Origin of the sequence: Gordonia gummivorans, from assembly GCF_022513585.1 — a bacterium.
GTDB lineage: Bacteria > Actinomycetota > Actinomycetes > Mycobacteriales > Mycobacteriaceae > Gordonia.
Genome location: NZ_JAKWBF010000009.1, coordinates 132,602 through 158,001, shown reverse-complemented (window position 1 = coordinate 158,001; position 25,400 = coordinate 132,602). Strand labels below are relative to the sequence as shown.

Here is a 25,400-nt window from a genome sequence, read left to right as displayed (position 1 = left end):
CACAGGTGCCCAACTCCTCGGATCACACGACGATCAGGTGCCCGATGCCGACCATCGAGACTGCCCAGAGCACCGAGGCGAACGTGCCCATGATGAATTGCTCCGACGCATGCGGCGCGCGCAGTTCGGGGAAGCGCGCGAGGCTCTTGACCGCCAGGATGATCGCGAGCCCCTCCGGCCAGCCGGCCAACAGGGTTCCGGCCACCGCGAGTCGTTCGAGATACCCGATGACCCGACCGCCCCGCAGCGGTCCGGCCGCGTCGGGATCGGCATTGCCATCACCGGGTGGTCGAGGGACGACACCTCCGGCCGCGAGAACCGAGCGCACAACCGGAGCACCACCGGTCACCGCTGCTGCCAGCGCGCAGATTCGGGCGAGGACCAGTCCCGCGCCGGCCGCATGCGCTGCCGGTAGTGCGAACAGTGCAGCGACTCCGGCCAAGGTGATGAGCAGCGCGCCGGCGCCGACGTCGACCCTCGTCGAATGCGCTCGCCACGACGGGATACGGGATCGGCCGAGGGCCACGACGATCGGCACGATGGCCACAACAGCGAGCAAGGTGATCGCGGTGACGATCATCGGGCTGCGCCTGCGTCGCGATCGGCCTCGGCGAGCAGATCCTCGATGAGGGAGCGGGCGTCCGTCTCGATGTCCCACCCAGCAGCCCGTAGTCGCTGGGACATCGCCTGTGGAGTGATGCCGAGCCGCTCGGCGGCCTCGACTTGAGTCAATCCCGCGCGTACCAGCGCGACCGCTGCCGACCCGGCCGTACTGCGGCGACCGACCACGTCGGCGAGGAGTCGGGCGGCGGTCTGTACGTGAGTGCACCAGCGCACGGAGGGACCGCGCACGGCGAGTGGAATGCGCTGGAGCTTGGCGGCGTCGACCGCTTCGCGTGCGAACTCGAAAGCGGGCCCGCGCCCTGCCCGCGTCGACGCGGGCAGCGGGAGGGTCACAGCGCCGGTGCCGACGCCGACGCTCCAATGGCCGTCGGCCACCAGGTCGACCACCAGTGCAGTGACAGCGGACGGATCGGCGAGGACGGCCTGCACCTCGTCGCCGGCGGTCCGTTCGAACGGGCGGACGACGTCGGCATCGGCGACATGGGTGAGGAGTTCGTCGACCCGATCGATGTCGGTTCGGCTGCCGCGTTGGTCGACCGTCATGACGTACACGCATCAAGTCTAGGAGCTTGATTCTTCACAATCAAGGATATTACCTTGATCTGGGCTCCAGTAGGGATTGTGGATCAAGTTCCCACGCTTGATTTTGCTCGATCAAGGTCTACTTGGACCGGACCGGCAAGCGGGCGTCGAGAATCAATCCCACGATCCCGACCGCGAACAGCAGTCCCGTCAGCACCAGATACCCGGGATTGCGGGCACCGGTCAGAGCGTCACCGAGGAACACAACGGCGGCGGTTCCCGGAGCCATGCCGATCACACTCGCGATCGTGTACGGCAGCAGCCGCACCGACGAGAGTCCCGAGCAGTAGTTGGTGACCGAGAACGGGCACGCCGCGATGAGGCGAAGCGAACCGACGGCCAACCAGCCACGGCGCTCGAGTCGATATTCGACCGCCGCCACCACCGGCTTCTTCAAGTACGGTTTGACTCTCTCCCTGCCGACGCTGCGTACCAGCAGGAATGCGGCAACAGCGGCGATCGCCGACGCGATGATCGCGCCGGTGAACCCGACCACCGGACCGAAGAAGATTCCCGACATCACGGTGAACGTCGAGCGCGGAATCGGTGCGATCGTGACCACCGCATAGGCCGCGAAGAACACCCAGACGAACCATGGTCCGAGGCTCTCGCCCCACGAACGCACCACCGACACCGACGGCGTCGGCAGGAGATAGGCGCTGACCAGCACGACCACGACCACCGCGGTCGCGATTCCCGCGGCACGGAGTGCGCGACGATCGACGCGCACTCGCGTCGGCGGCGCAGCACCCTCCGGCGTGCCAACCTGCGGCGTCGGGGAACTATCGGACATTCCCGCCACTCTACGTGTCGACGAGGCGTGCAATTGGTCACCGTCGCGGCCTCGATGGCCGGGCCGAGCGATCGATCGGCTAAGGTCATGTACGCGCTCGCACAGAGCATCACCGGAGGTGTGCTACCCCACATGTCAGAACAAACTGACCATCAGAAATCCGAGACCACCCTCGAGGACGCCTACCTCGCGTGGTCGGAGGCCGCCGCTGCGGTTCTCGCGAAATCGCGCCGTGTCGACGTCGCCGACCTTCCGGACGATGCAGAGACGTTGCTGTCGACCGCGACCCCCGACGGACTCACCATCCGGCCGCTGTACACGCGGCGCGATGAAACGGCCGAGCCCGGCCTGCCCGGTCACTTCCCGTTCGTGCGCGGCAGTGATCCCCAGCGCGACGTGAACGTCGGCTGGCGGGTCACCGAACGCTTCGGCGACGACGACACTGCGCCCGAGGACGTCAACGAGCAGATCCTCGAGGCGATGACCAACGGCACGAGCGGTTTGTGGCTGACGGTCGGCAAGGGGATCGGTCCCGATGATCTGGAGACCGTGCTCGCCGGCGTCTACCTCGACCTCGTGCCGGTGACCCTCGACGCAGGCGAATCGGGAATCGACGCCGCACGGACATTGCTCGCCCTGCGCACCACCGCGGCCGCCGCACCACAGGCGGCACCGGTCACCGCGGGGACCACCCATTCCTTCGGGCTCTCACCACTCACGGCGGCCTTCTCGGGCCGACCCACGGTCGACAATGCGGCGGCCGTGGCTCTCGCGGCCGACGGACTACCGGCCGGGGTGCGGACATTCCGTGTGGACGGCGCCGATTTCGCCACCGCGGGCGCCGACAACGGGCTCGAACTGGGCCTGGTCGTCGCAGCTGCTGTCGCGCACCTCCGTGATCTCACCGACGCCGGCCTCGATGTGTCTGCGGCTCTCGAGCAGATCACCTTCGGGGTCTCGGCCGACGACGACCAGTTCGCCACCATCGCCAAACTCCGTGCGCTGCGCACACTCTGGGCCCGCGTCGCCGATGTGCTCGGCGCCCGCGAATCGGGTGGTGCGCTGACCCATGCGGTCACCGACCTGTCGATGTTCAGCCAGCGCGACCCCTGGGTCAACATGCTGCGCAGCACCATCGCCGCATTCGGTGCCGGTGTCGGAGGTGCCGACCAGGTGACGGTCCTCGGTTACGACGCCGCGCTCCCGCCCGATCTCCGGACCTCCAGCGCGACCTTCTCCCGACGAATCGCCCGCAACACCCAACTCCTGCTCCTGGAGGAATCCAACCTCGGGAAGGTGCTCGATCCCGGCGGTGGCTCCTGGTTCATCGAATCCCTCACCGACGATCTGGCCACGAACGCGTGGGCGGTGTTCACCGAGGTCGAGGCCGCCGGCGGATACCGCGACGCTCTCGAGAGCGGCTGGGTGGCCGATCGGGTCGCCACGTCCCTCGCCGCACGTGACGTCGAGGTCGCACACCGCCGCACCTCGGTCACCGGCGTCAACGAGTTCCCGAACCTCGACGAGCGCCCGCTGGGTGCCACTGCTTCCGGGACCACCGTCTCGGGCACCACGGCGGGGCTGGTGACCGGCACACCGAAGCTGGCGCGCATCGGCCGTCCGTTCGAAGCACTCCGCGACCGCTCCGACGCGATCCTGGCGGAACGCGGCACCCGACCGTCGATTCTGCTCATCCCGCTCGGCAGCGTCGCCGAACACAACGGCCGCACGACGTTCGTCGCCAATCTCTTGGCTTCGGGCGGCATCTCCGCGGTCAATCCCGGACCGCTCACGTCGGAGACGATCGGCGCGGCCGTCACCGACTCGGGCGCGACGATCGCGGTCATCTGTGGCACCAAGTCGCGCTACGCCGACGACGGACCCGCGGCGCTGGCCGCGGCTCGCGCAGCCGGAGTCGGGCGCGTGTTGTTGGCGGGGCCCGACCGGGAATGGCCGGAATCCGACGACCGTCCCGACGGATCGCTGCGCGTCGGCATCGACGCAGTGGCCACCCTGACCGAACTGCTCGACCAGCTCGACGAGACAGCGGGCGCATCCGCGCCGGTGGGAGCATCATCATGACCCAGACCGAACCGACCACTGCAGCAGTGCCCTCCTTCGCCGACGTGTCACTCACCGATGCGGTTGCCGCACCGGAGAGTTCGGCTGTCGACGGCTCGGCGGCCGTCGAAGAACTCGCAGGCGCACACGGCTACACCGTCGACCAGGTCACCTGGAACACGCCGGAACAGATCGACGTCGCACCTCTGTACACCCGCTCGGATCGTGATGCGATCACCCACGACTCCGAACACACCTATCCGCTCGACTCGATTCCGGGTGCGGCACCGTTCATCCGCGGTCCGTATCCGACGATGTACGTCAATCAGCCGTGGACGATTCGCCAGTACGCCGGCTTCTCGACCGCCGCGGAATCCAATGCGTTCTACCGGCGCAATCTGGCTGCGGGACAGAAGGGTCTGTCGGTCGCCTTCGACCTCGCCACCCACCGCGGCTACGACTCCGACCATCCGCGCGTCGCCGGTGACGTCGGCATGGCCGGCGTCGCGATCGACTCGATCCTCGACATGCGCCAGCTGTTCGACGGCATCGACCTCGGCAGTGTGTCGGTGTCGATGACGATGAACGGTGCGGTGCTGCCCATCCTCGCGCTGTACGTGGTGGCCGCCGAGGAGCAGGGTGTGCCGCCGGAGAAGCTCGCCGGGACCATCCAGAACGACATTCTCAAAGAGTTCATGGTCCGCAACACCTACATCTATCCGCCGAAGCCGTCGATGCGGATCATCTCCAACATCTTCGAGTACACCAGCCAGAAGATGCCGAAGTTCAACTCGATCTCCATCTCCGGCTATCACATTCAGGAAGCCGGGGCGACCGCCGACCTCGAACTCGCGTACACGCTCGCCGACGGCGTCGAGTACATCCGGGCCGGGCTCGAGGCGGGACTCGACATCGACAAGTTCGCGCCGCGTCTCTCGTTCTTCTGGGGCATCGGCATGAACTTCTTCATGGAGGTCGCCAAGCTTCGCGCCGCGCGTCTGCTGTGGAGCGAGCTGGTTGCCGACTTCGAGCCCAAGAGCGCCAAATCGCTGTCGCTGCGTACACATTCGCAGACATCGGGATGGTCGCTGACCGCACAGGACGTGTTCAACAACGTCGCGCGCACCTGCATCGAGGCGATGGCCGCCACCCAGGGCCACACGCAATCGCTGCACACCAACGCGCTCGACGAGGCGATCGCGTTGCCCACCGACTTCTCGGCACGCATCGCACGTAACACGCAGCTGTTGTTGCAGCAGGAGTCGGGGACGACGCGACCGATCGATCCGTGGGCCGGATCGAACTACGTAGAGTGGCTCACCCATCAGCTGGCCCAGAAGGCGCGCGAGCACATCCGCGAAGTCGAGGCCACCGGCGGTATGACACAGGCCATCAACGAGGGTCTGCCGAAGCTGCGCATCGAAGAGGCGGCCGCCCGCACGCAGGCTCGGATTGATTCCGGGCAGCAGCCGCTGGTCGGCGTGAACAAGTACCAGGTGGCCGACGACGAGGAGATCGAGGTCCTCAAGGTCGAGAACTCCAAGGTGCGCGCCGAGCAACTCGAGAAGCTGGAACGCCTTCGGGCACAGCGCGACAACTCGGCTGTCGAGGCCGCGCTCGCCGATCTCACCCGTGCTGCGGCCAGCAGCGAGGGTGGCATGGAGAACAACCTGATGGCCCTGGCCATCGAAGCGGCGCGACACCAGGCGACCGTCGGTGAGATCTCGGCCGCCATGGAAAAGGTCTATGGTCGCCATCAGGCAGAGATCAAGACCATCAGCGGGGTGTACCGGCATGAGGCAGGAGACGTGAGCAACGTCGAGGCGGCCATCGAGGTCGTCAAGAAGTTTGCGGACGCCGAAGGTCGTCGCCCTCGTGTGCTGGTCGCCAAGATGGGGCAGGACGGTCACGACCGCGGCCAGAAGGTCATCGCCACCGCCTTCGCCGACCTCGGCTTCGACGTCGACGTGGGTCCGCTGTTCGCCACGCCGGAGGAGGTCGCCGCGCAGGCCGCGGACAACGACGTGCACGTCGTCGGCGTCTCCTCCCTTGCCGCGGGACACCTCACCCTGGTGCCCGCGCTGCGTCAGGCGCTGGCCGATGTCGGGCGTCCCGACATCATGATCGTGGTGGGCGGGGTGATCCCGCCCGGCGACTTCGACGAACTCTACGACGCAGGTGCTGCCGCGATATTCCCGCCGGGCACCGTGATCGCCGACTCGGCGGTGGAGCTCATCACGAAGCTGGCCGACAACCTCGGCCTGGAGCTGGCCGGAGCCGCATCGGAGTGATGGCCGAGCAACCAGTGCCCAAGGCGCCGGTACAGCGCAGACCTGTCGACGTCGACGCTCTCGAAGAGGCAGTTCTCGCCGACCGGCGTGCCGACCTGGCTCGCGCGATCACCCTCGTCGAGTCCAAGCGTCCGGATCATCGGGCCGCCGCCCAAGAACTGCTGCTGCGCCTGACCCCGCACGCGGGCAAGTCCTTTCGGGTGGGCATCACCGGTGTCCCAGGCGTCGGCAAGTCGACGACGATCGAGGCGCTCGGCATGCACCTCATCGAGCAGGGCCACAAGGTCGCGGTGCTGGCGGTGGATCCGTCGTCGACGCGCACCGGTGGCTCGATCCTGGGTGACAAGACCCGCATGGGGAAGCTCTCGGTGCACAAGGACGCCTACATTCGTCCGTCGCCGACCTCGGGCACGCTCGGTGGCGTCGCGAAGGCGACCCGCGAATCCATCGTGCTGGTGGAGGCCGCGGGTTTCGACGTCGTGCTCGTCGAGACGGTCGGGGTCGGCCAATCCGAGGTGACGGTTGCCAACATGGTCGACACGTTCACGTTCCTCACCCTGGCCCGCACCGGCGATTCGTTGCAGGGCATCAAGAAGGGTGTGCTGGAACTCGCGGATGTCGTGGTGGTGAACAAGGCCGACGGCAAACACCTCAACGAAGCGAAATCGGCTGCGCGCGAACTGAAGAACGCACTCAAGATGATCTATCCGCATGACACCCTGTGGACGCCGCCGGTGTTGACGATGAGTGCCCTGGAGAACTCCGGGGTCGCCGAGTTCTGGGACACCGTGCGCGAACACAATCGCGTACTGACGGAGGCAGGCGAGTTTGTTGCCCGCCGGAATCAGCAGCAAATCGACTGGACGTGGGCCATGGTGCACGACCTGGTGCTGTCCCGGCTCGACGACTCCCCGGCGGTTCGATCGATCCGTACTGACGTCGAGAAGCGTTTGCGCACGGGCGATCTCACGCCGGCTCTGGCGGCGCAGGAGATCGTCGAGGCATTCGACAGCACCGAGGCTTGATCGTAGCTGCTAGATCACTTAGGTGACCTAAGGCGCCCGACGTGCTCGGGTGCGATGAGAATCGGCCGAGAGGTGTCAGGGTGTCGGGTGGGCTGGTGTTGGGCAGATTCTCGCGGATCGCGGTGATCGCGGTCCTGGTGGCGGGAGTGTCGATGCTGATCGCAACAACCAGGTCCGCGCACGTCGACGCGGCGCCGTCGCGTGCGGGGGATCTGGTAGGCGTCACTGACATCACCGCCGCCCCCGACGCCCGGGTGGCCGGCGCCGGCAAGGTCTATCGCGTCACGTATCTGTCCCCGGATCACACCGGAAAGCTCATCGGAGTCCGGGGCACCGTGATGATCCCCGCGGTGAAGCGATTGGGCGGATGGCGGGTGCTGGGCTACGCACATGGCACCGCGGGCCTCGGCGGCAAGTGCACGGTGACCGATCGGATGGGCGGCCGATACGACAATTGGCTCGGCCCGTGGCTGCGTGACGGATATGTCATCGCCGCCAGCGAGTATGCGGGTATCGGAAGTCCCGGGCCGCACACCTACCTCGATGGACAAACTGCGGCTCGTAACGTCATCGACTCGGTGCGTGCGGCGCGCAATCTCGTATCGCAGAAGACGTCCGGGACCACCTCGCGGGGATACGTGACCGGCGGCGGCTCCCAGGGCGGGCACACCGCGATCTGGGCGACTCGCATCGCGTCGTCGTACGCGCCGGAGCTGGTGAACGTCGGGGGTCTGGTCAATGCGCCGCCGGTCGACATCGCCGACTACTTCTCGTTGTTGCGTCCGGGAGTGCCGCCCGTAGCGATTCCCGACTACGCCACGTATTTCTCCTATGTGATGGCAGGCTTGGACGCCGCCCGGCCCGATGCGCGGGTGTCGTCGTATCTGACGCCGTTGGGGCGCAAGGTGGTCGACGACGCCAAGACGCTGTGCTACCCCAACCAGGGTCGGGCGACGCGCGGTATCACTGTCGGACAGTTGATCTCACGCCCGCTCGCCGACGGCCCGCTGATCCCGGCGCTGCGCGAGTACACCCGTGTCCCGACCGCCGGCTTCGGATCGCCGATGCTGGTGCAGCAGGGCTATTTTGACCCAGTGGCATTCGAACCGCTCACCCGCAACTGGGTCGAGCAGGCACGACGCAACGGTGCGCGCATCGACTTCCGCCAGTACTCTGCCGGGCACGGACTGGGGCCGTGGGCCGAGGCCACGGGCCTCGCCTGGGCCGATCGACAGGGCTGGCCGACGCGCTGACCTACCCGGCCGCCCGCCCGACGTACCCGCGGTCATCGTGGGTCTCGGAGGGCCTTGGGTCGAGTGGTCCGCAACGGATGCCGAATCGGTCCCGCACGGTGTCCAGGGACCGCTGATGCCGGCCGCGCCGGCGACGATGGGTGTAGATGAAGTGCACGCAGGAGGAATGTCGCAGGAGGAATGTCGCAGCCGAAGCGTCGGAATGTCACAGGCGGGATGCGATGGGACTCAGCGTCGCGATGACGTAGTCCACCGACGGTGCGCTCGGGACGCTGAAGGCGGGGGAGGTGTCGTTGTTGAGGTAGAGAACCGTCCCGTCCTTCACCGCGGTCAGGGAGTTCCAGCCGGGAATTCGTGCGAGAGCGGCAGGGTCGCCCAGCGTGTAGGCGAGGAGCAGATCGGAATCGAGGAGGTCGATGCGCTCGGCCGACAAGCGCGAGCGTGTGACCGCCCCCTTGTTCATGGCAGCGAGACGCGGATTCAGAACAAAACCCAATTCGGTGAGGAGAGCGGCAGCGGGATCCTTGGTCGAGTTGATGGCCCCGAAGCTGCCTGTGGTCTGAAACAGCGCGTAGGTGAACGTCTTGCCTGCCGCGGCAGGGTACTTCGCCTTGAAGGCGTCGACGTTGCGTTGGGTGCGTCCAACAAGGTCCGCGGCGGCGGTTTCCTTGCCGAAGATCTTGCCTGCTGCGGTGGCGATGTCCTGCCAACTGTCGACTGGCCCATTCGGATTCAGCACGGTGATCGTCGGTGCGAGTTTGGTGTAGGCGGCGAAGCGATCGGCGTCGAGGGCGGTGCCGGCGATGATGAGGTCGGGCTCGAATCGGGCCATCGCGTCGACGGTGGGGAGTGTATCGGCCTGGATCACCACCACCTCCGCGTCGTGTTCGGGTGTCCACGGGAAGGAGTTGTTCGGGCCGCCGTACCCGTCTTGGACGAACTCGGCGGTGATCGGGATGTCGAGTGCTGCCAGCGTCGAGGTCCAGTTGCTGAGCAGGCTGATCACGCGCTGGGGCTTCGTTGGCACGTCGACCGTTGCCGTGTGCCCACCGAGCAGTTCCACCGTGACCTCGTGGGTCTCCTCCTCGGTGGGTGCCGTACAGGCGGTGATCGAGCACACGGCGATCGCCACCACGGCGACGACACTCGTGCGCAGCAACTGGGAGAGGTACTTCACGATTGACATCCCTGTGAGGGTAACCTCACCTGCTCGTGCGCTCCACGTCGCCTCGGACCTGAGCCGGGTTGCGGCCGCGTGTGCCCCTCAGCCCAGACAAGAGCAGCGCCGCAGCGATCGACAAGCCCACCATCACGATGCCGTAGTAGACGATCGCGTCGGAGGCGCCCCATGCGGAGCCGATCAGTCCGGCCACCACGGCACCCACTGTCACGCCGCCGACCTCCTGCGCCATCCAGATCCCGTTCACCCGACCGAGCAGCGGTCCCGGAGTGTTCCGCTGGATCAGCGCATAGCGCAACACTTCCTGCGCAGCTTCCAGGAAACCGACGGTGAGCAGCAGACCGATCGCCAACCACAGCAGGGGTGCGAGGCCGAACAGTATCTGCGCCGAGAAGGCGAGGATCAGCGCGGCCAGCAAAACCAGTCCGGGGCGACGCAGATCTGTCATCCAGCCACTGGTGAGCGCCGCGATCATCGCACCGGTTGCCACCGCCGCATACATCGCACCCGTGACGGCGGCGCTGCCGCCGAAGCGTTCGGCCACCAGGCCGGGCAGCAGAGCGACGACACCGGCGCCCAGCATCGCGAGCACCCCAACCGCCATCACCCCCGGGACGACGGGCGTCGTCGACAGGAAGCGCATCAGTGAGGGCCGCTCGGGAAGCGGTCCGTCTGACATGCGCGGACCGTCCGGTGCATCGCCGGCAGCCCGATCAGGATGAGGACGGTGATCGTCGCGAGCGCAGCGGCGGTGACGTACGCCCATTCGACCCCGGCCGATGCGATCAGGAGACCGGCGATGCCGGGAGACACGGCGGTGCCCAGCCGAACCGTCAATGAACTCAAAGCGCCTACCGCCACCAGCTTTTCGCGGGGAATCAGCGTCGGTACCGCCGCCATCAACGCAGACGTGGACAAAGCGCCGATGAGGCCGTCGACTCCGGCGAGGAGATAGACGATCGCCACGCTCGGCTCACCACCGTAGGCGCCGAACGCATTTGCGGCCAAACCGGCAAATGATGCACCGGCACCCGTGCGGCCCACCAGGATCAGGCGTTTGCGGTCGAAACGGTCGGCGAGCGTCCCGCCGACGAGCATTCCGAGGAAGGTGGTGGCGCCGGTGACTGCGGTGGCCGCACCCACCTGAGCACTCGATTGCGTGAGATTCCACATCTGGACCGGAACCGACACCAGGAGTAGACCGATCGCCACGAGCGAGATCAACCGTGCGACAAAGATTCGCCGGAATGGCGCGCTGTCCCGCAACGGGGACACGTCGAGATAGATCGAGCGCGGCACCACGACTCCTCTCGGTTCGCGATTAGGGTAGTCTCACCTTCCCATGGGGCACCAAGCATGAACGGCACCGACCTGCGACCGCACTCCACCGAGCTCCGGCTCACCATGCACGATCTCGTGGCGCGCACCATCGAGGTCGAGGCGGTCGCAGACCTCAGTCCGCAGATGAAGCGGGTCACGTTCCGGATCACCGAACCGGATGGCTTCCACTTCGTCCACATGGCGCCCGACGACCACGTCAAACTCTTCTTCGCTCACCCCGACACCGGCCGGGTCGAGATGCCCCAAACCGGCTCGGATGGCATGCAGTTGCCCACCGAGGGGCCGTTTCCGATCTACCGGGACTACACGGTGCGTGCGTTCGACCGGGCGGCCGGCCTGCTCGACATCGACTTCGTGGTGCACACGCACGGCGTCGCCGGGTCCTGGGCTGCGACGGCAACCCGCGGCGATCGCCTCGGCATGCTCGGACCTCGCGGCTCGCACATTTATCCGACCGGATACGACGCCTATCTCCTCGGCGCCGATGACACAGCGATCCCGGCGCTGGCGCGTTGGCTCGAGGAACTGCCCGCGGACAAGCGGGTGATCGCCTTCGTCGAGGTGTCCGGGCCCGACGCTGAGGTCGAATTGCCCGACCGACCGTCGACCACGGTGCACGTTCTGCATCGCGGCGACGCGGCACCCGGAAACAGCACGCTGCTCTACGACGCCATCCGGTCTCACGAGATGCCGGCCGGCGAGTTCTATTGCTGGGTGGCCGGTGAGGCGAACTCTCTCAAGCCGATCCGCCGTTACCTCCGTCGCGAACTCGGCCTGCCGAAGAACCGCGTCAAGGTGGACGGGTACTGGCGCAGCGGGACCGTCAACCTCGACCATCACGAGGCCGACGGAGACGACTGAGCTCCGCGAACTACGTGATCAACGGGGCGAGTGTCTGGCCGAGCAGCGCGACACGGTCGTCGATGTGGCAGTTCGCCGGTGCGTTGACGGTCACGCCGTCGATCCCGGTGGCCAACAGATCGGTGTAGCGGGCCGCCACCTCGTCGGGGTCGCCGACAATCGTCGACGCCCGACGGACCTCGGCTGCGGGATTGCGTGCGAGATATGCCTCGAACTCGTGCGTTGCCTGGTCGTGTGTCGGTGCGATACAGGCGGACGTCTGCAGTGTCACAGTGATTTCCGACCTGTCCCGACCGAGCGTCTCGCAGTGGCCGGCGAGGGCGTCGAGTTTGCGTGCGATCTCGTTCGGGGCGCAGATCAAGTTGGATTCGTCGGCATACTGTGCGACGAGCCGCAGAGTCTTGCGTTCGCCACCGCCACCGATCATCACCGGAATCCGTCCCAGGGGAGCGGGCGAGTTGATCGCGTCGTGAACGCGGTACCACTTGCCGTCGAGGCTGGGCCGTTCGCCGCGCAGCATGCCGAGAATGATCACGAGGGCTTCTTCGAGCTTCTGGAAACGGTCGGTGAATGTGCCGAATTCGAAGCCGAGGGCATCGTGTTCGAGTTCGAACCATCCGGCGCCGATCCCGAGCTGGGCCCGTCCTTCCGACACCACGTCGAGCGCGGTGACGGTCTTCGCGAGCAGGGTGGGATTGCGGTAGGTGTTTCCGGTCACGAGGGCCGACAGCCGCGCCCGGGACGTGTGCTGGGCCAGTGCCGAGAGCAGCGTGTAGCACTCGACCATCTCCTGATCCGGCGTACCGAGGATCGGCAGTTGGTAGAAGTGATCCATCACGAAGATCGTGTCGAATCCGTGGGTCTCGGCGTCGACCGCCTGACGAGTGATGGCGGGGAACAGTCGCTCGGGTTCCACGCCGGGATAGGTGAAGTTGGGGATCTGGTATCCGAGTCGTGTCACAGGCGCAACGCTACGCCGCGCGGGTGGACCGGGTCGGAAGAATTCCGATTCACTGCGGTGGCCGCTGCGAGTTCGGTTCGGCCACCACGTCTTTGGCGAACCGTCCGATACGGTCGATGAGCTCGTCGAAGACCGCATCCACATCGGTGGCGACCGCGATGCGCGCGTTGGGTCCGCCGGGTGTCATCGAGCGTTCGTCGGCGACCGTCATCCCGCGCGTGTGCGTGCCGGTCAGTTCGACCGACACGCGGGCCGGAATGGTGCTCACGATGTCGGGGGCGAGTGCGACCAGTGCCGCGAACGGATCGTGGAGATGCGCGATGTACCCCTCGTCGTGCTCGTCATGGAACTCGAGGTAGAAGCGCAGCGCGTCCATGAGATGCCGGATGACGGGATTGTCGGCGACCGACCGCAAGCCGCGCTCGTCGCCCGGATCGGCGTACTCGATCGGCGAACTCGATGCCGCGGCAGCAAGACGCACCAGGTGGTCGGGTGTCAGCGCCACCGACTCGGTGAGGTCGAGTGCGCACACGATCGGTGCCGGCGCGGGACCGCTGCCGAAAGCCGCGAACACCTCGGCGGCGGCCTCCGGGTCGACCGCGACGTTCCATTCCGAGACGGGAGTGGTGTTTCCGTGAGTGTGAAATGCGCCACCCATGATCACCAGTCGGCGGAGTCGCCCCGGCAGGTCTGGGTCGCGGCGGACGGCGGTGGCCAGCGAGGTCAGCGGGCCGGTGACCAGTCCGACCAACTCGCCGGCATGCGCGCGGGTCGCGTCGATCCACGCATCGGCGGAGGTCACCGGGCTCGGCAGCACGGAGGCCGCCGGTAGCTCGGCGTATCCGACGCCGAGGGGACCGTGGGTGTCTTCGGTGGTCATGAGATCGGCCACGAGCGGCGACGCCGACCCGACGTGCACGGGGATGTCGGTGCGTCCGCACAGCGCAAGCCAGGCGAGATTGTTGGCTGCGACGACGTCGACCGGGACGTTACCGGCGGTCGAGGCCACACCGACGAGATCGACGTCGGTCCGGGCCAGCAGGTACAGCAGCGCGACCGAATCGTCGATGCCGGTGTCGCAGTCGAAGAACAGATGCTGGGTCACCCGCCCATTCTCGCGCGTATGCATCCGTGGACGATTCGACACCCCGTGTGAGATCCGTACGGTGGGTGCACATGACTACTCACCTTGCTTTCGAATGGACGGAGACAAATCGCGAGTGGATCATCGAGAATCCAATCCGGATCGCCTCGTATGTCGTCATCGCTTTGATTGTTCGATTCGTGATGCACCGGGCGATCGATCGCGCCACCCGCCGGCCGGGCGCCGGGGGACGGGACGGCGCGTCGAAGCCGTTCCTGATCAGACACCTCCGTGAACGGACGCCGGCAACACGTAACCCGGAGGCTGCCGAGCGCCGCGCACAGCGTGCCCGGACGATCGGGTCCGTGCTCAAGTCGACGGTGTCCATGATCCTGCTGGTCTGGGTGGTGCTGTCGGTCCTCAGCGTTCTCGGCGTGAACATCGCGCCGTTCATCGCGTCGGCCGGAGTTGTCGGTCTCGCAATAGGTTTCGGTGCGCAGAACCTTGTCCGCGACTTTGTCAGCGGCATCTTCATGCTCCTCGAGGATCAGTACGGCGTCGGTGACATCGTCGATCTCGGCGAGGCGACCGGCGAAGTCGAGTCGGTCGGTTTGCGGATCACCACCCTGCGCGACATCGACGGCACACTCTGGTACGTGCGCAACGGCGAGATCATCCGCGTCGGCAACATGAGTCAGGAGTATGCCGTCGCCCGGGTCGAGGTTCCGGTCGCACTCAGCGCAGATGTGGACCGGGCACAAGAGGTCGCGCTGGAGGCCGCACGGAATGCGGTGCGCGACGACGGTATTCGCGACGACGTGCTCGCCGAACCGGAGATGCTCGGCGTCCAGGACGTCGCGCCCGACATGATCACTCTGCGTATGACATTGAAGACGAAACCGAACAGCCAGTGGTCGGTGTCTCGCCGCATCCGCCGCGACGTGCTGCGTGCCTACGAACAGCACGGCATCGAATTGCCCTATCCGACAGGACGAATCGCCGCGCTCGCCGGTCCGTCCTGATCCGAAGAGTTAGGTGACTAGCGCTCTGGCCTGCGCATAAGCGTCCACCACCCCACCGCTCTCTGAGGTGCCCGAGGCGCCGGCCGAGGGATGCCTCGAAGGGCAGGCGAACGGGCCACGTCAGCGAGGCGCCGGACCACTGAAAGTAGGGGAAGGTTTTTCCCCTACTTTCTGCCCCTGCTTGTTGAGTCGTCCGCGAGAAAGTTCGCGGGGAGGACTCCAGGGATAGGGGACGAGTTTCTTCCCCTATTTTTCGTGGATCATCGTCGCCGCGCGGATCGCGCTTCCGACTGTCGATGACCACCCGATGGCCGTCCCCGATGACATCGATAGGCCCGCGGATGCGTATATGCGCATACCGTTGCCTTTCAAACTGAACCAGAGTGCAGACAACCCCCGGTCGATGACCGGGGGTTGTCGGTGGTGTCCGAGGGGGGACTTGAACCCCCACGCCCGTTAATAGGGCACTAGCACCTCAAGCTAGCGCGTCTGCCATTCCGCCACTCGGACGCGTCGGCGGCGAACTGGTCGCCACCACAGCGCGCACAACCATAACCGAGGTTGCCCGTCTATCCCAAATCCCGTAGGAAACAGGTGTGACTTCCCAGAGTGAGGGCCCACGCGCGGTCGACGAAGTGGTCGATCTGGTCAGCCGGCTGATCCAGTTCGATACCAGCAACACCGGGGAACCGGAGACCACCAAGGGTGAGGAGGAGTGCGCGAAATGGGTCGCCCAGCAGCTTGAAGAGGTCGGCTACACAACGCAGTATGTCGAATCCGGGCGTCCGGGTCGCGGCAATGTGTTCGCCCGCCTGGCCGGTCCGCCCGATTCAGAACACGGGGCGCTCCTCGTCCATGCCCATCTCGACGTCGTGCCTGCCGAACCCGCCGACTGGAGCGTGCACCCGTTTTCCGGGTCGGTGGCCGACGGTTACATCTGGGGTCGGGGCGCCATCGACATGAAGGACATGGCCGGCATGGCGTTGGCGCTGGCCCGCCAGTTCAAACGGGACGGCACGGTTCCGCCGCGCGAGATCGTGTTCGCCTTCCTCGCCGACGAGGAGGCCGGGGGGAAGTGGGGTTCGCACTGGCTGGTGGAGAACCGCTCCGACCTGTTCGAGGGCATCACTGAGGCGGTGGGTGAGGTCGGCGGCTTCTCGCTGACCGTCGACCGACCGGACGGCACGCAACGACGCCTCTACCTGGTGGAAACCGCCGAAAAGGGCATCGCCTGGATGCGCCTCACCGCCGACGCCACCGCAGGCCACGGCTCGTTCCTGCACGCCGACAATGCCGTCACGGAGGTCGCCGAGGCGGTGGCCCGCATCGGTCGCCACACCTTTCCGTTGGTCATCTCCGATTCGGTGGCCGAATTCCTGGCCGCCGTATCCGAGGAGACCGGGCTCGATCTGCGACCCGACGCGCCGGACCTCGACACCACGCTGTTCAAGCTCGGCAGTCTCGCCCGGATCATCGGCGCCACGCTCCGCGACACCGCCAATCCGACCATGCTCAAGGCGGGCTACAAGGCCAATGTCATCCCGCAGAAGGCCGAAGCCGTGGTGGACTGCCGGGTGCTGCCCGGGCGGCAGGCCGCGTTCGAGAAGGAGATCGACGAACTCATCGGACCCAACGTCACCCGCGAGTGGATCAGCCATCTCGACTCGTACGAGACGACCTTCGACGGCCACCTCGTCGATGCGATGAACGACGCGATCCTCGCTCACGATCCGGACGGCAAAACGGTCCCGTACATGTTGTCCGGCGGCACCGACGCGAAGGCCTTCGCCAAGCTCGGCATCCGCTGCTTCGGGTTCGCGCCGCTGCAACTTCCCGCCGACCTCGACTTCGCCGCGCTCTTCCACGGCGTCGACGAGCGGGTTCCCGTGGACGCACTTCTGTTCGGCACCAAAGTGTTTGAGCACTTTCTGCACCACAGTTGACCACCGCGCCGCAATAGACGCATATGGTGGTGAACACCACCAGCAGACGAGAAGGGTTGACCCGATGCCGAGTTTCGATCCCTATGACGCGTTGCCCAGCCTGCCGGGCTTCACGCTGACCTCCGACAGCGTCACCGACGGCCGGCCGCTGCGCAACCAGCAGGTGAGCGGCATCATGGGTGCCGGGGGAGAAGACCTGTCGCCGCAGCTGAGCTGGTCGGGATTCCCTTCGGACACCAAGAGTTTCGCGGTCACCGTGTACGACCCCGACGCCCCGACGGCATCGGGATTCTGGCACTGGGCGGTCGCCGACATCCCCGCCTCGGTGACGAGTCTGCCCGAGGGTGCCGGCGACGAGTCCGGCAGCGGCCTGCCCGACGGCGCGGTGAGCCTGGCCGGTGACGCTTCGGTGAAGCGTTTCATCGGGGCGGCGCCGCCCCCCGGACACGGCCCGCATCGCTACTTCGTCGTCGTGCACGCGGTGGACGTGGCATCGCTGGAGTTGCCCGACGGTGCGACGCCTGCCTACCTCGGATTCAATCTGTTCTCGCATGCGATCGGCCGCGCGACGATCGTCGGCACCTACGAACAGCCTTCCGAAGACGTATAGGCCCTTAGCCGGCCCGATTATCGCTGCCGACCGCGTCGGCGAGGGAAGCGAAGCCGGCCTGCCGTACCCGCTCGGCGAGGCCGTTGTGGATCTCGTTGACCCACAACGGTCCGCCGTAGATGAAGCCGGTGTAGCCCTGCAGGAGGTCGGCTCCTGCGCAGATGCGCTCCCACGCCTGGTCGGGGGTTTCGATGCCACCGGCGCAGACCAGGGCGATACGGCCGCCGACGCGTGTGTACAGCCGGCGCAGCACGGCCAGGGATCGGTCGGCGAGCGGCGCGCCCGACAGGCCACCCGCACCCATCGCTGCCACATCGTCCTCGGGTGTGCGCAGACCGGTTCGAGAGATGGTCGTGTTGGTGGCGACGATGCCGGCCAGTCCGAGTTCGACGGCGAGGTCGGCGACCGCGTCGATGTCATCGTCGGCGAGATTGGGAGCGATCTTGACCAGGACGGGCACGCTGACTTCGTCCTGCACCGCAGTGAGGATGGGGCGCAACGAGTCCACGGCCTGCAGGTCGCGCAGGCCGGGCGTGTTGGGCGAGCTGACGTTCACGACGACGAAGTCGGCCAGCGGGCCGAGCAGCCGGGCCGAGTAGCGGTAGTCGTCGACGGCGTCCTCGACGGCTACGGCCTTGGTCTTGCCGATATTGGCTCCGATGGGGACGGCAACCGGCCCGGGCCGGACCTTGGCCAGATGTTCGGCTGCCGCGTCGGCGCCCGGATTGTTGAAGCCCATCCGATTGATCAGCGCGCGATCGGCGGGCAGGCGGAAGAGCCGGGGCGCCGGGTTGCCCGGCTGGGCGCGACCGGTGATGGTCCCGATCTCGGCGAAGCCGAAACCCAGCTGTCCCCAAGCGTTCACCGCGCCCGCCGACTTGTCGAAGCCGGCCGCGAGCCCGAACGGGGCGGGGAAGTCGACGCCGAACACCCGCTGACGCAGGACGGGATCGTGGGTGGCCAGAACCCTGGCCGCCCCGAAACGTAGGGGAGCCACGCGCCCGGTGAGGCTGATCGCGGTGAAAGCGATGTGGTGAATCCGTTCCGGGGAGAGCAGGAACATCAGTTTGAGCAGCAGCGGGTACGCCACGCCGTTCACGGCATGCAGGCTTCTTCTCAGCACGCGGTCGCGTCCTGTCCGGGATGGTTTCGATCAGGGTGGCCGGGACCGGGACGGCGTGGCGGACGTTTGCGGCGGAGCAGCACTTTGCGCGTGCCATCCGAGTAGAGCCGCACACGCGACAATTCCCAGCCACCGAACTCGGCTTCGAGCGCCAGGCGCATCGACGCGGTCACGCGGGTCACCTCCGGTGGAAGCCGGAGCAGCAGGCACTCGTAGTCCTCGGACGTGACCTCCCAGCCCGCCGGATACCGGGCGCCGAGCCGTGCTCCGACTCGACCCTGCGGGGTCAGGTGACGGTGTCCCTTAGCCGACATGATCACCCGCCCTGCGGCCCCTGTGGACGCTGCCCGGCGGGTGCGACGACCTGCAATCCGCCGTCACGTGCGGAGAGGACGTAAACCACCCCGGTGGAGTCGTCGACGGCGATGCGGTCAGGTTGTGTGACCGAGGAGAAGCGGGTCGTCTCACGGGGCTCACCGTCGGCAAGGTCATAGGCCACCACCTCGTTGTTCCCGGTTGTCGACACCCACAGCAGGTTTCGCTTGTCGTCGTAGTCTACGGCGTACGGGCCGTCGGGTAGCGGATAGCGGAACCGCATCACCAGCGGCGAGCCGAAGAATCCGATGATCTCGTTGTCGCGGGTGTTGGCCACGAGGACTCGTCCGTAGCGGTCGACGGTCGACGTCGTGGCACCGTTTCCGGCTCGCAACGCGGGACCGAGTTCCCCGGTGTCGAGGTCGATCGGCGTCACCGACGACTGTGCCCGGTCCAGGACGACGACCTGTTCGGCCGCAAGGTCTGCGCCGGATGGCGAGACGGTCAGGTCGTCGACCCGGACGAAGCCGGCGATGTCACGTTGACGTGCCCCGTCGGGACCGAAGACGACGACATGCCCGGTGTCGGTGCCGATCACCGTGCGCCGATCAGCCGTCACCGCAACCGCGGTGGGCGCGGCGACCTCGGTGGGGGTGGCTGTGGTGCGTCCGTTCGCGTCGATACGTAGCAGGGTGTCGGGTCCGGCGCCGACGAAGGTTCCGTCGCCGACCCCGGTCAACACCGTCAGCTCAGCGGTCGGCGTCGGGGTGCCAGTCGTTGTTCGGGGCCCGGTCGGTGTGTTCGGGAGCGACGCGGTGGCATACCGCTGCACAGAACGTCCGTCCGATGACAGCAGCGCAAGCGTGGGCCCCGACAGCGCCATCGCCCGCGCACCGGCCGGGGCGGGCACGACGACCCCGGCGGGGGTGCGGGCAGGCGGCGAGTCGAGCGCGCTCGCCGGGGTCACGGTCGGTACATCCGGGCGGTCGTCGGTCGACGAACCGCATCCGGCAACGACGAGCGTGAGGGCGACGGCGGCGAGAGCGCCGACGACCCGGACGCGGAAATGCTGCATGACCCCATCTTGCGTGAACCGAGACTGCGCAGAGAGGTCGGGGCGGACTCGGCGGGTCGGTGCGCTCGACGAGCGCTGCCGCGGGCGCCGCGTACGATCGGGCGCCGTGACTCATGCCAATCGCATTGTGCGGAGAACCCTGGGGCCGATCAACACAGGCCGGATCAACACAGGCCGGGTCGAGCATGTCTGACACCATGACCTGGACCCAGTCGATCGTGCTGGGTGCATTGCAGGGCTTGACCGAGTTCTTGCCGATCTCGTCGTCCGGCCACCTGCGGATCGCCTCCGAACTCTGGTTCGGCGAGGACGCGGGCGCGTCGTTCACAGCGGTCACGCAACTCGGGACCGAAGCCGCCGTGCTCGTGTACTTCGCCCGGGACATCGTGCGCATCGTGACCGCCTGGTTTCGCGGGCTGCGCAACGCCGACGAACGCGGACTCGACTACCGCATCGGCTGGTATGTGATCTTCGCAACCATCCCGATCGGTGTGATCGGGTTCGTGTTCAAGGACGAGATCCGCACCACCGGACGCAACCTGTGGTTGGTCGCGACGGTGCTGATCCTGTTCTCGGGTGTGTTCTGGCTGGCCGAACGCTACGGCACAAAGCGGCGCTCGATGGAGCAGCTGACCCTGCGCGACGGACTCGTGATGGGCGCATCCCAGTGTCTGGCGCTCGTGCCCGGCGTGTCCCGATCGGGCGCAACCGCGAGCGCCGGGCTGTTCCTCGGGCTCGAACGCGAGGCTGCGTTCCGCTTCTCGTTCCTGCTCGCGATTCCCGCGGTCACCGCGTCGGGCCTGTTCAGCCTGCCCGACGCCTTTCACCCCAGCGGCGAGGGCATGCAGTCGACCGGACCTCAGTTGCTGGTGGCGACCCTCGTCGCCTTCGTCGTCGGCTATGCGGCCATCGCGTGGTTGCTGAAGTTCGTCGGACATCACTCGATGAACTGGTTCGGCGCCTACCGGGTGATCCTCGGTGTCTTCGTGATCATCCTGCTGACGACCGGGACCATCAGCGCCACGTGAGACGTGCGTCCTCGGCAGTGCTTAAGGTTGGTTCATGACCGTGATTCTGGTGCGCCATGGGCGCTCCACGGCCAACACCTCGGGCGTGCTCGCCGGACGAACCGTCGGTGTGGGTCTCGACGACACCGGCCGTGCGCAGGCCGACGACCTGGTCCGCAGGCTCGGCGTCTGCCGTGACGAGATCCGGGCCGTCGCGCGTTCCCCGTTGCAGCGATGCGCAGAGACGGTGGCACCGCTCCTCGCGGCGTTGACCACCGACGGTTCAGACGGTCGCAAGGATGTGCCCGAGGTCGTGGTCGACGCGCTCGCCGAGGTCGACTACGGGGGGTGGACCAACCGTCCGATCCGCGAGTTGCTCTCCGAACCGCTGTGGAAGGTGGTCCAGCAGCAGCCGTCGGCAGCGGTGTTCCCGGACGGCGAGGGACTCGCGGACGTCCAGGCGCGGGCGGTCGCCGCGATCCGCTCGCTCGACCGCATCTACGGCGGCGAGGACGGTTCGGGCGTCTGGGTGGCGTGTTCGCATGGCGACGTGATCAAGTCGGTGATCGCCGACGCGATGGGTATGCATCTGGATTCTTTCCAGCGCATCGTCGTCGATCCGGCGTCGATCAGCGTGATCCGCTACGGCTCAACTCGCCCGTACGTGCACACGGTGAACACCACCGAGGTGCTGTCGGTGCCGAAACCGCCACCGGTGCAAGCAAACCCGGGTGCCACCGCCGACGATTCAAACGGGTCGGCGCACGACGCCGCCGATGACGCGGTGGTCGGGGGCAGCACCGGAACCGCCCACGACGAGATGCCTGCGCCGGTTGGGCCTGCGGGCAGCGCGCCGGCAGCGGGATAATGGGACCCACAGACAGGGAGGTGATGTGATGTCACGCGCGATCCACGTGTTCCGAAGTCCGGACCGCTTCGTCGCCGGGACCATCGGCCAGCCGGGCGATCGGACATTTTACCTCCAGGCCGTGCACGAAACCCGCATTGTCAGCGTCATGCTGGAGAAGCAGCAGGTCCAGATCCTCGCCGACCGTATCGGCGCACTCCTCGATGAGATCCATCGCCGCTTCGGCACCCCGATACCTCCGGAGACCGACCAGGTCGACGATCTCAGTCCGCTGGTGATGCCGGTCGACGCGGAGTTCCGGGTGGGCACGATGGGGCTGGGCTGGGACGCCGAGTCGGAGGCCGTGGTGGTCGAACTGCTCGCCATCACCGAGGGGGAATTCGACGAGAGTGTCGTGCTCGACGACACCGAGGAGGGGCCCGACGCCGTTCGGGTGTTCCTGTCCACCGAGGCGGCGCGGGAGTTCGCCGCGCGCTCGTCCGCGGTGATCTCGGCGGGACGTCAGCCGTGCCCGATGTGTGGTGAGCCGCTCGACCCGGACGGCCACCTCTGCGTGCGGACCAACGGCTACCGTCGCGGCGCCGAACTGAGCAAATCGCTCGACTTCATCGATCCCGAGGTGTTCAACAGCCTGGCCGCCCAGGGTGATCCCGGCCTGCTCGAGACATCCGAGGAGGACGACCAGACAGACGACTCGCCGGACGACCCGTCTGCCGAGGACGGGCCGGGGTCCGGCCCGCGGGCCTGAGATGTCGGTCGGTGAGCCCATGGGCATCGGCGAGGGAGAACCCCACCCGGCCGGCTCCGGATCATCCTCGGTGGAGGTCGTCGACGTCCTCCGACGAGGCGAGTTGGTGGTTCTGGGACGGATTCCGTCGGCCAGTAACGCGACCCTCGTGTGCGACGTCGTTCTCGACGACGTCGAACTGCGATGCGTGTACAAACCGGTCCGGGGTGAAGTGCCGCTCTGGGACTTCCCCGACGGCACCCTGGCCGGACGCGAGGTGGCGTCGTACCTGATCTCCGATGCGTTGGGGTGGGGTGTCATCCCGGAGACGGTCCTGCGTGACGGTCCCGTGGGATTCGGCATGGTCCAGCGGTGGGTCGACACACCCGACAACACCGACCGCCCGCATCCGAGTGCGCCGAGTGAGTTGCCGGACGGTCGGGTGGACCTGGTCGACCTGTGCCCGCCGGGAGCCGTTCCGGTCGGCTACCGGGCCGTGTTGCGAGCGTTCGACTCGATCGGCGAGCCGGTGGTACTGGTGCACGCCGACGACCCGCGGCTGCAGCGGATGGCTGTCCTCGACGTCATCCTCAACAACGCCGACCGTAAGGGCGGGCACGTTCTCGAGGGGCTGGACGGCGGGGTCTACGGCATCGACCACGGCATCTGCCTGCATTCCGAGGACAAACTGCGCACGGTCCTCTGGGGCTGGGCGGGTGAGACCGTGCCCGCGCACCTCGTCGCCGACCTCGCCGATCTCGCGCGGCGGCTGGAATCGCCGGACGACGATCTGCGTTCGGATCTGGCCGAGCACATCACCGGGGACGAGATCGACGCACTTGCCCTTCGCACGCTCGTGATCGCCGAGACGACCGCCATGCCCCTGCCGCCCGGCCACCGCCCGATTCCGTGGCCGCCGTTCTGACAGCTCCCGAGAGCCTCGAAGGGCCTGGTGAGACGACAATGTTCCCTCGCCAGGGCTCCGAGGCTCGCAGGCTCGCACCTAGCCGGCGGGCAGCGGAGGGCGACCGGGAGGCTGCCAATACAGTGGAGGCATGCAGTCCTGGCCCGATCCAGATGTCCCGGTGGTAGCCGGGGACTCTCCAGCACTCCGCCTCTACGACACCGCCGACCGCGCGATTCGGCCGGTGGCGCCCGGCCCGACGGCGAGGATGTACGTCTGTGGCATCACCCCGTACGACGCCACCCATCTCGGCCACGCGGCCACCTATGTGACCTTCGATCAGGTCAACCGGGTGCTGCGCGACCAGGGGCACGACGTGCACTACGTGCAGAACATCACCGACGTCGATGATCCGCTGTTCGAGCGGGCCGAACGCGACGGGGTGGATTGGCGCGAGCTGGGGAGCCGCGAGATCCAGCTCTACCGCGATGACATGACCGCGTTGCGCGTCCTACCCCCGCGCGACTACATCGGTGCGATCGAATCGATCGGCGAGGTCGTCGAGGTGGTGGAGAAACTGCTGACCTCCGGAGCGGCCTATGTCGTCGACGACCCGGAGTTCCCCGACGTGTACTTCCGCGCCGACGCGACCGAACAGTTCGGATACGAGTCGGGCTACGACCGCGCGACGATGGAGAAGTTCTTCGCCGAACGCGGCGGCGACCCCGACCGCCCGGGTAAACGGGACCCGCTCGACGCCGCTCTGTGGCGAGCCGTGCGTCCGGGTGAGCCGTCGTGGGAGTCGCCCTTCGGCCCAGGCCGGCCCGGCTGGCACATCGAGTGTGCGGCCATCGCGTTGAACCGGCTCGGGATCGAGTTCGACATCCAGGGCGGCGGAAACGACCTGATCTTTCCCCATCACGAGTTCTCCGCCGCGCACGGCGAGGCTCTGCGCGGGGCGCGCCGATTCGCCCGGCACTACGTGCACACGGGGATGGTCGGCCTCGATGGCGAGAAGATGTCCAAGAGCCGCGGCAACCTCGTGTTCGTGTCCGCGCTGCGGCGCGCCGGCGTCGACCCCGCCGCCATCCGGGTGGCACTGCTCGCGGATCACTATCGCGCCGACCGCATGTGGACCGACGCGGTCCTCGACACGGCCAAGCAGCGTCTGCAGCGGTGGCGTACCGCCGCGGCGGCCACGTCGGGTCCGGATGCCGCACCCGTGATCGCCCGCGTACGTCAACACCTCGCCGACGATCTGGACACCCCGAAAGCGCTTGCCGCGCTCGACGCTTGGTGTGCCGACGTCGAACTCGGAATCGGCGGCTTCGCCGACGCGCCCGGCGAGTTGGCCAGGGCCGTCGACGCGCTACTGGGCGTCGAGATCATCTGACAAACCCTGCAGTGTGGTTGCGGCCGCGAGTCGGTACAGTGCTCGCGTGGCTCGCGTGCAGGAGATCAAGCCGGACACCGACTCCGGGGTGTGGACTGTCGTCACCCGGACGTCGACCTATCTTCTCGACCTGGACGACAAGACTTTGTTGCGCGCACCCGGCGTGGGTGGCACTGACGACGAAGAGTGGACCGTCAGCAGACTGCGGCGCGACTCCGAGGACATTCCGCTGCTCGGCGTGAAGTCGTGCCGGGTGGGGGAGTCGGCGCAATTCTGGGTTCGGGCCGCCGACGACCCGGACGTGCGTACCTGGCGCATCACCACGCCGGTGGTGTCGATCGAGAAAATCGGCTAGCC

General features: G+C 67.1%; 25 protein-coding genes and 1 tRNA gene. 14 read left to right on the top strand and 12 right to left on the bottom strand.

Annotated features, from left to right (window positions below):
- Nucleotides 1-22: 22 nt before the first annotated feature.
- The 3 genes from MKW15_RS09355 to MKW15_RS09345 all read right to left on the bottom strand — a co-directional run bounded on the left by MKW15_RS09355 (nt 23) and on the right by MKW15_RS09345 (nt 1,999).
- Nucleotides 23-580, bottom strand: a complete 558-nt coding sequence (locus MKW15_RS09355; protein WP_240857329.1) for a hypothetical protein — start codon at nt 578-580, stop codon at nt 23-25.
- The gene (locus MKW15_RS09350; protein WP_240857328.1) at nt 577-1,176 is read right to left on the bottom strand and encodes a SatD family protein; all 600 of its coding nucleotides are present in this window, start codon (nt 1,174-1,176) and stop codon (nt 577-579) included. Before MKW15_RS09350 ends, MKW15_RS09355 begins: the two co-directional genes overlap by 4 nt.
- Before the next feature lie 109 nt (nt 1,177-1,285).
- Nucleotides 1,286-1,999, bottom strand: a complete 714-nt coding sequence (locus MKW15_RS09345; protein ID WP_240857327.1) for a TVP38/TMEM64 family protein — start codon at nt 1,997-1,999, stop codon at nt 1,286-1,288.
- 132 nt (nt 2,000-2,131) lie between these two features.
- On the opposite strand from MKW15_RS09345, the gene MKW15_RS09340 reads away from it, so the two are divergent.
- From MKW15_RS09340 to MKW15_RS09325, 4 genes are all read left to right on the top strand, one after another.
- Nucleotides 2,132-4,081, top strand: a complete 1,950-nt coding sequence (locus MKW15_RS09340; RefSeq protein WP_240857326.1) for a methylmalonyl-CoA mutase family protein — start codon at nt 2,132-2,134, stop codon at nt 4,079-4,081.
- Nucleotides 4,078-6,351 carry a methylmalonyl-CoA mutase gene (scpA, locus tag MKW15_RS09335; RefSeq protein ID WP_240857325.1) on the top strand — a complete coding sequence of 758 codons (2,274 nt, stop codon included), beginning with the start codon at nt 4,078-4,080 and terminating at the stop codon, nt 6,349-6,351. Before MKW15_RS09340 ends, scpA begins: the two co-directional genes overlap by 4 nt.
- Nucleotides 6,351-7,376, top strand: coding sequence for a methylmalonyl Co-A mutase-associated GTPase MeaB (meaB, locus tag MKW15_RS09330; protein ID WP_240857324.1), 1,026 nt, complete (start codon nt 6,351-6,353; stop codon nt 7,374-7,376). Before scpA ends, meaB begins: the two co-directional genes overlap by 1 nt.
- Nucleotides 7,377-7,456: 80 nt before the next feature.
- Entirely contained in the window at nt 7,457-8,629 is a 1,173-nt protein-coding gene (locus MKW15_RS09325) for a lipase family protein (protein ID WP_240857323.1), read from the top strand.
- Between the two features lie 205 nt (nt 8,630-8,834).
- On the opposite strand, the gene MKW15_RS09320 is transcribed toward MKW15_RS09325, so the two are convergent.
- From MKW15_RS09320 to MKW15_RS24530, 3 genes are read right to left on the bottom strand one after another with little or no spacing between them, the layout of a single operon-like run.
- Nucleotides 8,835-9,815, bottom strand: a complete 981-nt coding sequence (locus MKW15_RS09320) for an ABC transporter substrate-binding protein (RefSeq protein ID WP_240857322.1) — start codon at nt 9,813-9,815, stop codon at nt 8,835-8,837.
- A 16-nt stretch (nt 9,816-9,831) separates the two neighbouring features.
- Nucleotides 9,832-10,488 carry an MFS transporter gene (locus tag MKW15_RS24535; protein ID WP_308221031.1) on the bottom strand — a complete coding sequence of 219 codons (657 nt, stop codon included), beginning with the start codon at nt 10,486-10,488 and terminating at the stop codon, nt 9,832-9,834.
- Entirely contained in the window at nt 10,452-11,108 is a 657-nt protein-coding gene (locus MKW15_RS24530; protein WP_308221030.1) for an MFS transporter, read from the bottom strand. The genes MKW15_RS24535 and MKW15_RS24530 overlap by 37 nt, the downstream gene beginning before the upstream one ends.
- A gap of 57 nt (nt 11,109-11,165) precedes the next feature.
- On the opposite strand from MKW15_RS24530, the gene MKW15_RS09310 reads away from it, so the two are divergent.
- Nucleotides 11,166-12,011 carry a siderophore-interacting protein gene (locus MKW15_RS09310; protein ID WP_240857321.1) on the top strand — a complete coding sequence of 282 codons (846 nt, stop codon included), beginning with the start codon at nt 11,166-11,168 and terminating at the stop codon, nt 12,009-12,011.
- Between the two features lie 10 nt (nt 12,012-12,021).
- Here the strand turns inward: MKW15_RS09310 and MKW15_RS09305 are convergent, their stop codons facing one another.
- Together MKW15_RS09305 and MKW15_RS09300 are read right to left on the bottom strand one after the other, a co-directional pair.
- The gene (locus tag MKW15_RS09305) at nt 12,022-12,972 is read right to left on the bottom strand and encodes an LLM class F420-dependent oxidoreductase (protein WP_240857320.1); all 951 of its coding nucleotides are present in this window, start codon (nt 12,970-12,972) and stop codon (nt 12,022-12,024) included.
- Nucleotides 12,973-13,021: 49 nt separating this feature from the next.
- The gene (locus tag MKW15_RS09300; protein WP_308221029.1) at nt 13,022-14,077 is read right to left on the bottom strand and encodes a nucleoside hydrolase; all 1,056 of its coding nucleotides are present in this window, start codon (nt 14,075-14,077) and stop codon (nt 13,022-13,024) included.
- Between the two features lie 71 nt (nt 14,078-14,148).
- Here MKW15_RS09300 and MKW15_RS09295 point away from each other — a divergent pair, with 71 nt between their 5' ends.
- Nucleotides 14,149-15,078, top strand: coding sequence for a mechanosensitive ion channel family protein (locus tag MKW15_RS09295; protein WP_240857318.1), 930 nt, complete (start codon nt 14,149-14,151; stop codon nt 15,076-15,078).
- 421 nt (nt 15,079-15,499) lie between these two features.
- Here MKW15_RS09295 and MKW15_RS09290 read toward each other — a convergent pair.
- A tRNA-Leu gene (locus MKW15_RS09290) sits at nt 15,500-15,588 on the bottom strand.
- A gap of 86 nt (nt 15,589-15,674) precedes the next feature.
- On the opposite strand from MKW15_RS09290, the gene MKW15_RS09285 reads away from it, so the two are divergent.
- Together MKW15_RS09285 and MKW15_RS09280 are read left to right on the top strand one after the other, a co-directional pair.
- Nucleotides 15,675-17,021: a M20/M25/M40 family metallo-hydrolase gene (locus MKW15_RS09285; protein ID WP_240857317.1), complete on the top strand. Its 1,347-nt coding sequence runs from the start codon at nt 15,675-15,677 to the stop codon at nt 17,019-17,021.
- A 64-nt stretch (nt 17,022-17,085) separates the two neighbouring features.
- Nucleotides 17,086-17,631, top strand: a complete 546-nt coding sequence (locus MKW15_RS09280) for a YbhB/YbcL family Raf kinase inhibitor-like protein (protein ID WP_240857316.1) — start codon at nt 17,086-17,088, stop codon at nt 17,629-17,631.
- Between the two features lie 4 nt (nt 17,632-17,635).
- On the opposite strand, the gene MKW15_RS09275 is transcribed toward MKW15_RS09280, so the two are convergent.
- Genes MKW15_RS09275 through MKW15_RS09265 form a run of 3 tightly spaced genes read right to left on the bottom strand, consistent with a single transcriptional unit; the run spans nt 17,636 to nt 20,144 of the window.
- Nucleotides 17,636-18,730 carry a quinone-dependent dihydroorotate dehydrogenase gene (locus MKW15_RS09275; protein WP_308221028.1) on the bottom strand — a complete coding sequence of 365 codons (1,095 nt, stop codon included), beginning with the start codon at nt 18,728-18,730 and terminating at the stop codon, nt 17,636-17,638.
- 17 nt (nt 18,731-18,747) lie between these two features.
- Nucleotides 18,748-19,068: a DUF5703 family protein gene (locus tag MKW15_RS09270; RefSeq protein WP_240857315.1), complete on the bottom strand. Its 321-nt coding sequence runs from the start codon at nt 19,066-19,068 to the stop codon at nt 18,748-18,750.
- A gap of 2 nt (nt 19,069-19,070) precedes the next feature.
- A complete protein-coding gene (locus tag MKW15_RS09265; protein WP_240857314.1) occupies nt 19,071-20,144 on the bottom strand; it encodes a YncE family protein in 1,074 nt (357 codons plus the stop codon).
- A gap of 185 nt (nt 20,145-20,329) precedes the next feature.
- Between MKW15_RS09265 and MKW15_RS09260 the strand changes: the two genes are divergently transcribed.
- The 6 genes from MKW15_RS09260 (at nt 20,330) to MKW15_RS09235 (ending at nt 25,398) form a co-directional block, all read left to right on the top strand.
- Entirely contained in the window at nt 20,330-21,172 is an 843-nt protein-coding gene (locus MKW15_RS09260) for an undecaprenyl-diphosphate phosphatase (RefSeq protein WP_240857313.1), read from the top strand.
- A gap of 34 nt (nt 21,173-21,206) precedes the next feature.
- Nucleotides 21,207-22,019, top strand: a complete 813-nt coding sequence (locus MKW15_RS09255; protein ID WP_240857312.1) for an MSMEG_4193 family putative phosphomutase — start codon at nt 21,207-21,209, stop codon at nt 22,017-22,019.
- Nucleotides 22,020-22,047: 28 nt separating this feature from the next.
- Entirely contained in the window at nt 22,048-22,767 is a 720-nt protein-coding gene (locus MKW15_RS09250) for a DUF3090 domain-containing protein (protein ID WP_240857311.1), read from the top strand.
- 19 nt (nt 22,768-22,786) lie between these two features.
- Nucleotides 22,787-23,671, top strand: a complete 885-nt coding sequence (locus MKW15_RS09245) for an SCO1664 family protein (protein ID WP_240857310.1) — start codon at nt 22,787-22,789, stop codon at nt 23,669-23,671.
- 130 nt (nt 23,672-23,801) lie between these two features.
- On the top strand, nt 23,802-25,043 hold the full coding sequence (gene mshC / locus MKW15_RS09240; RefSeq protein ID WP_240857309.1) for a cysteine--1-D-myo-inosityl 2-amino-2-deoxy-alpha-D-glucopyranoside ligase: 1,242 nt from the start codon (nt 23,802-23,804) through the stop codon (nt 25,041-25,043).
- Nucleotides 25,044-25,089: 46 nt separating this feature from the next.
- Complete coding sequence (locus MKW15_RS09235) at nt 25,090-25,398, top strand: hypothetical protein (protein ID WP_240857308.1); 309 nt, start codon at nt 25,090-25,092, stop codon at nt 25,396-25,398.
- Nucleotides 25,399-25,400 lie beyond the last annotated feature (2 nt).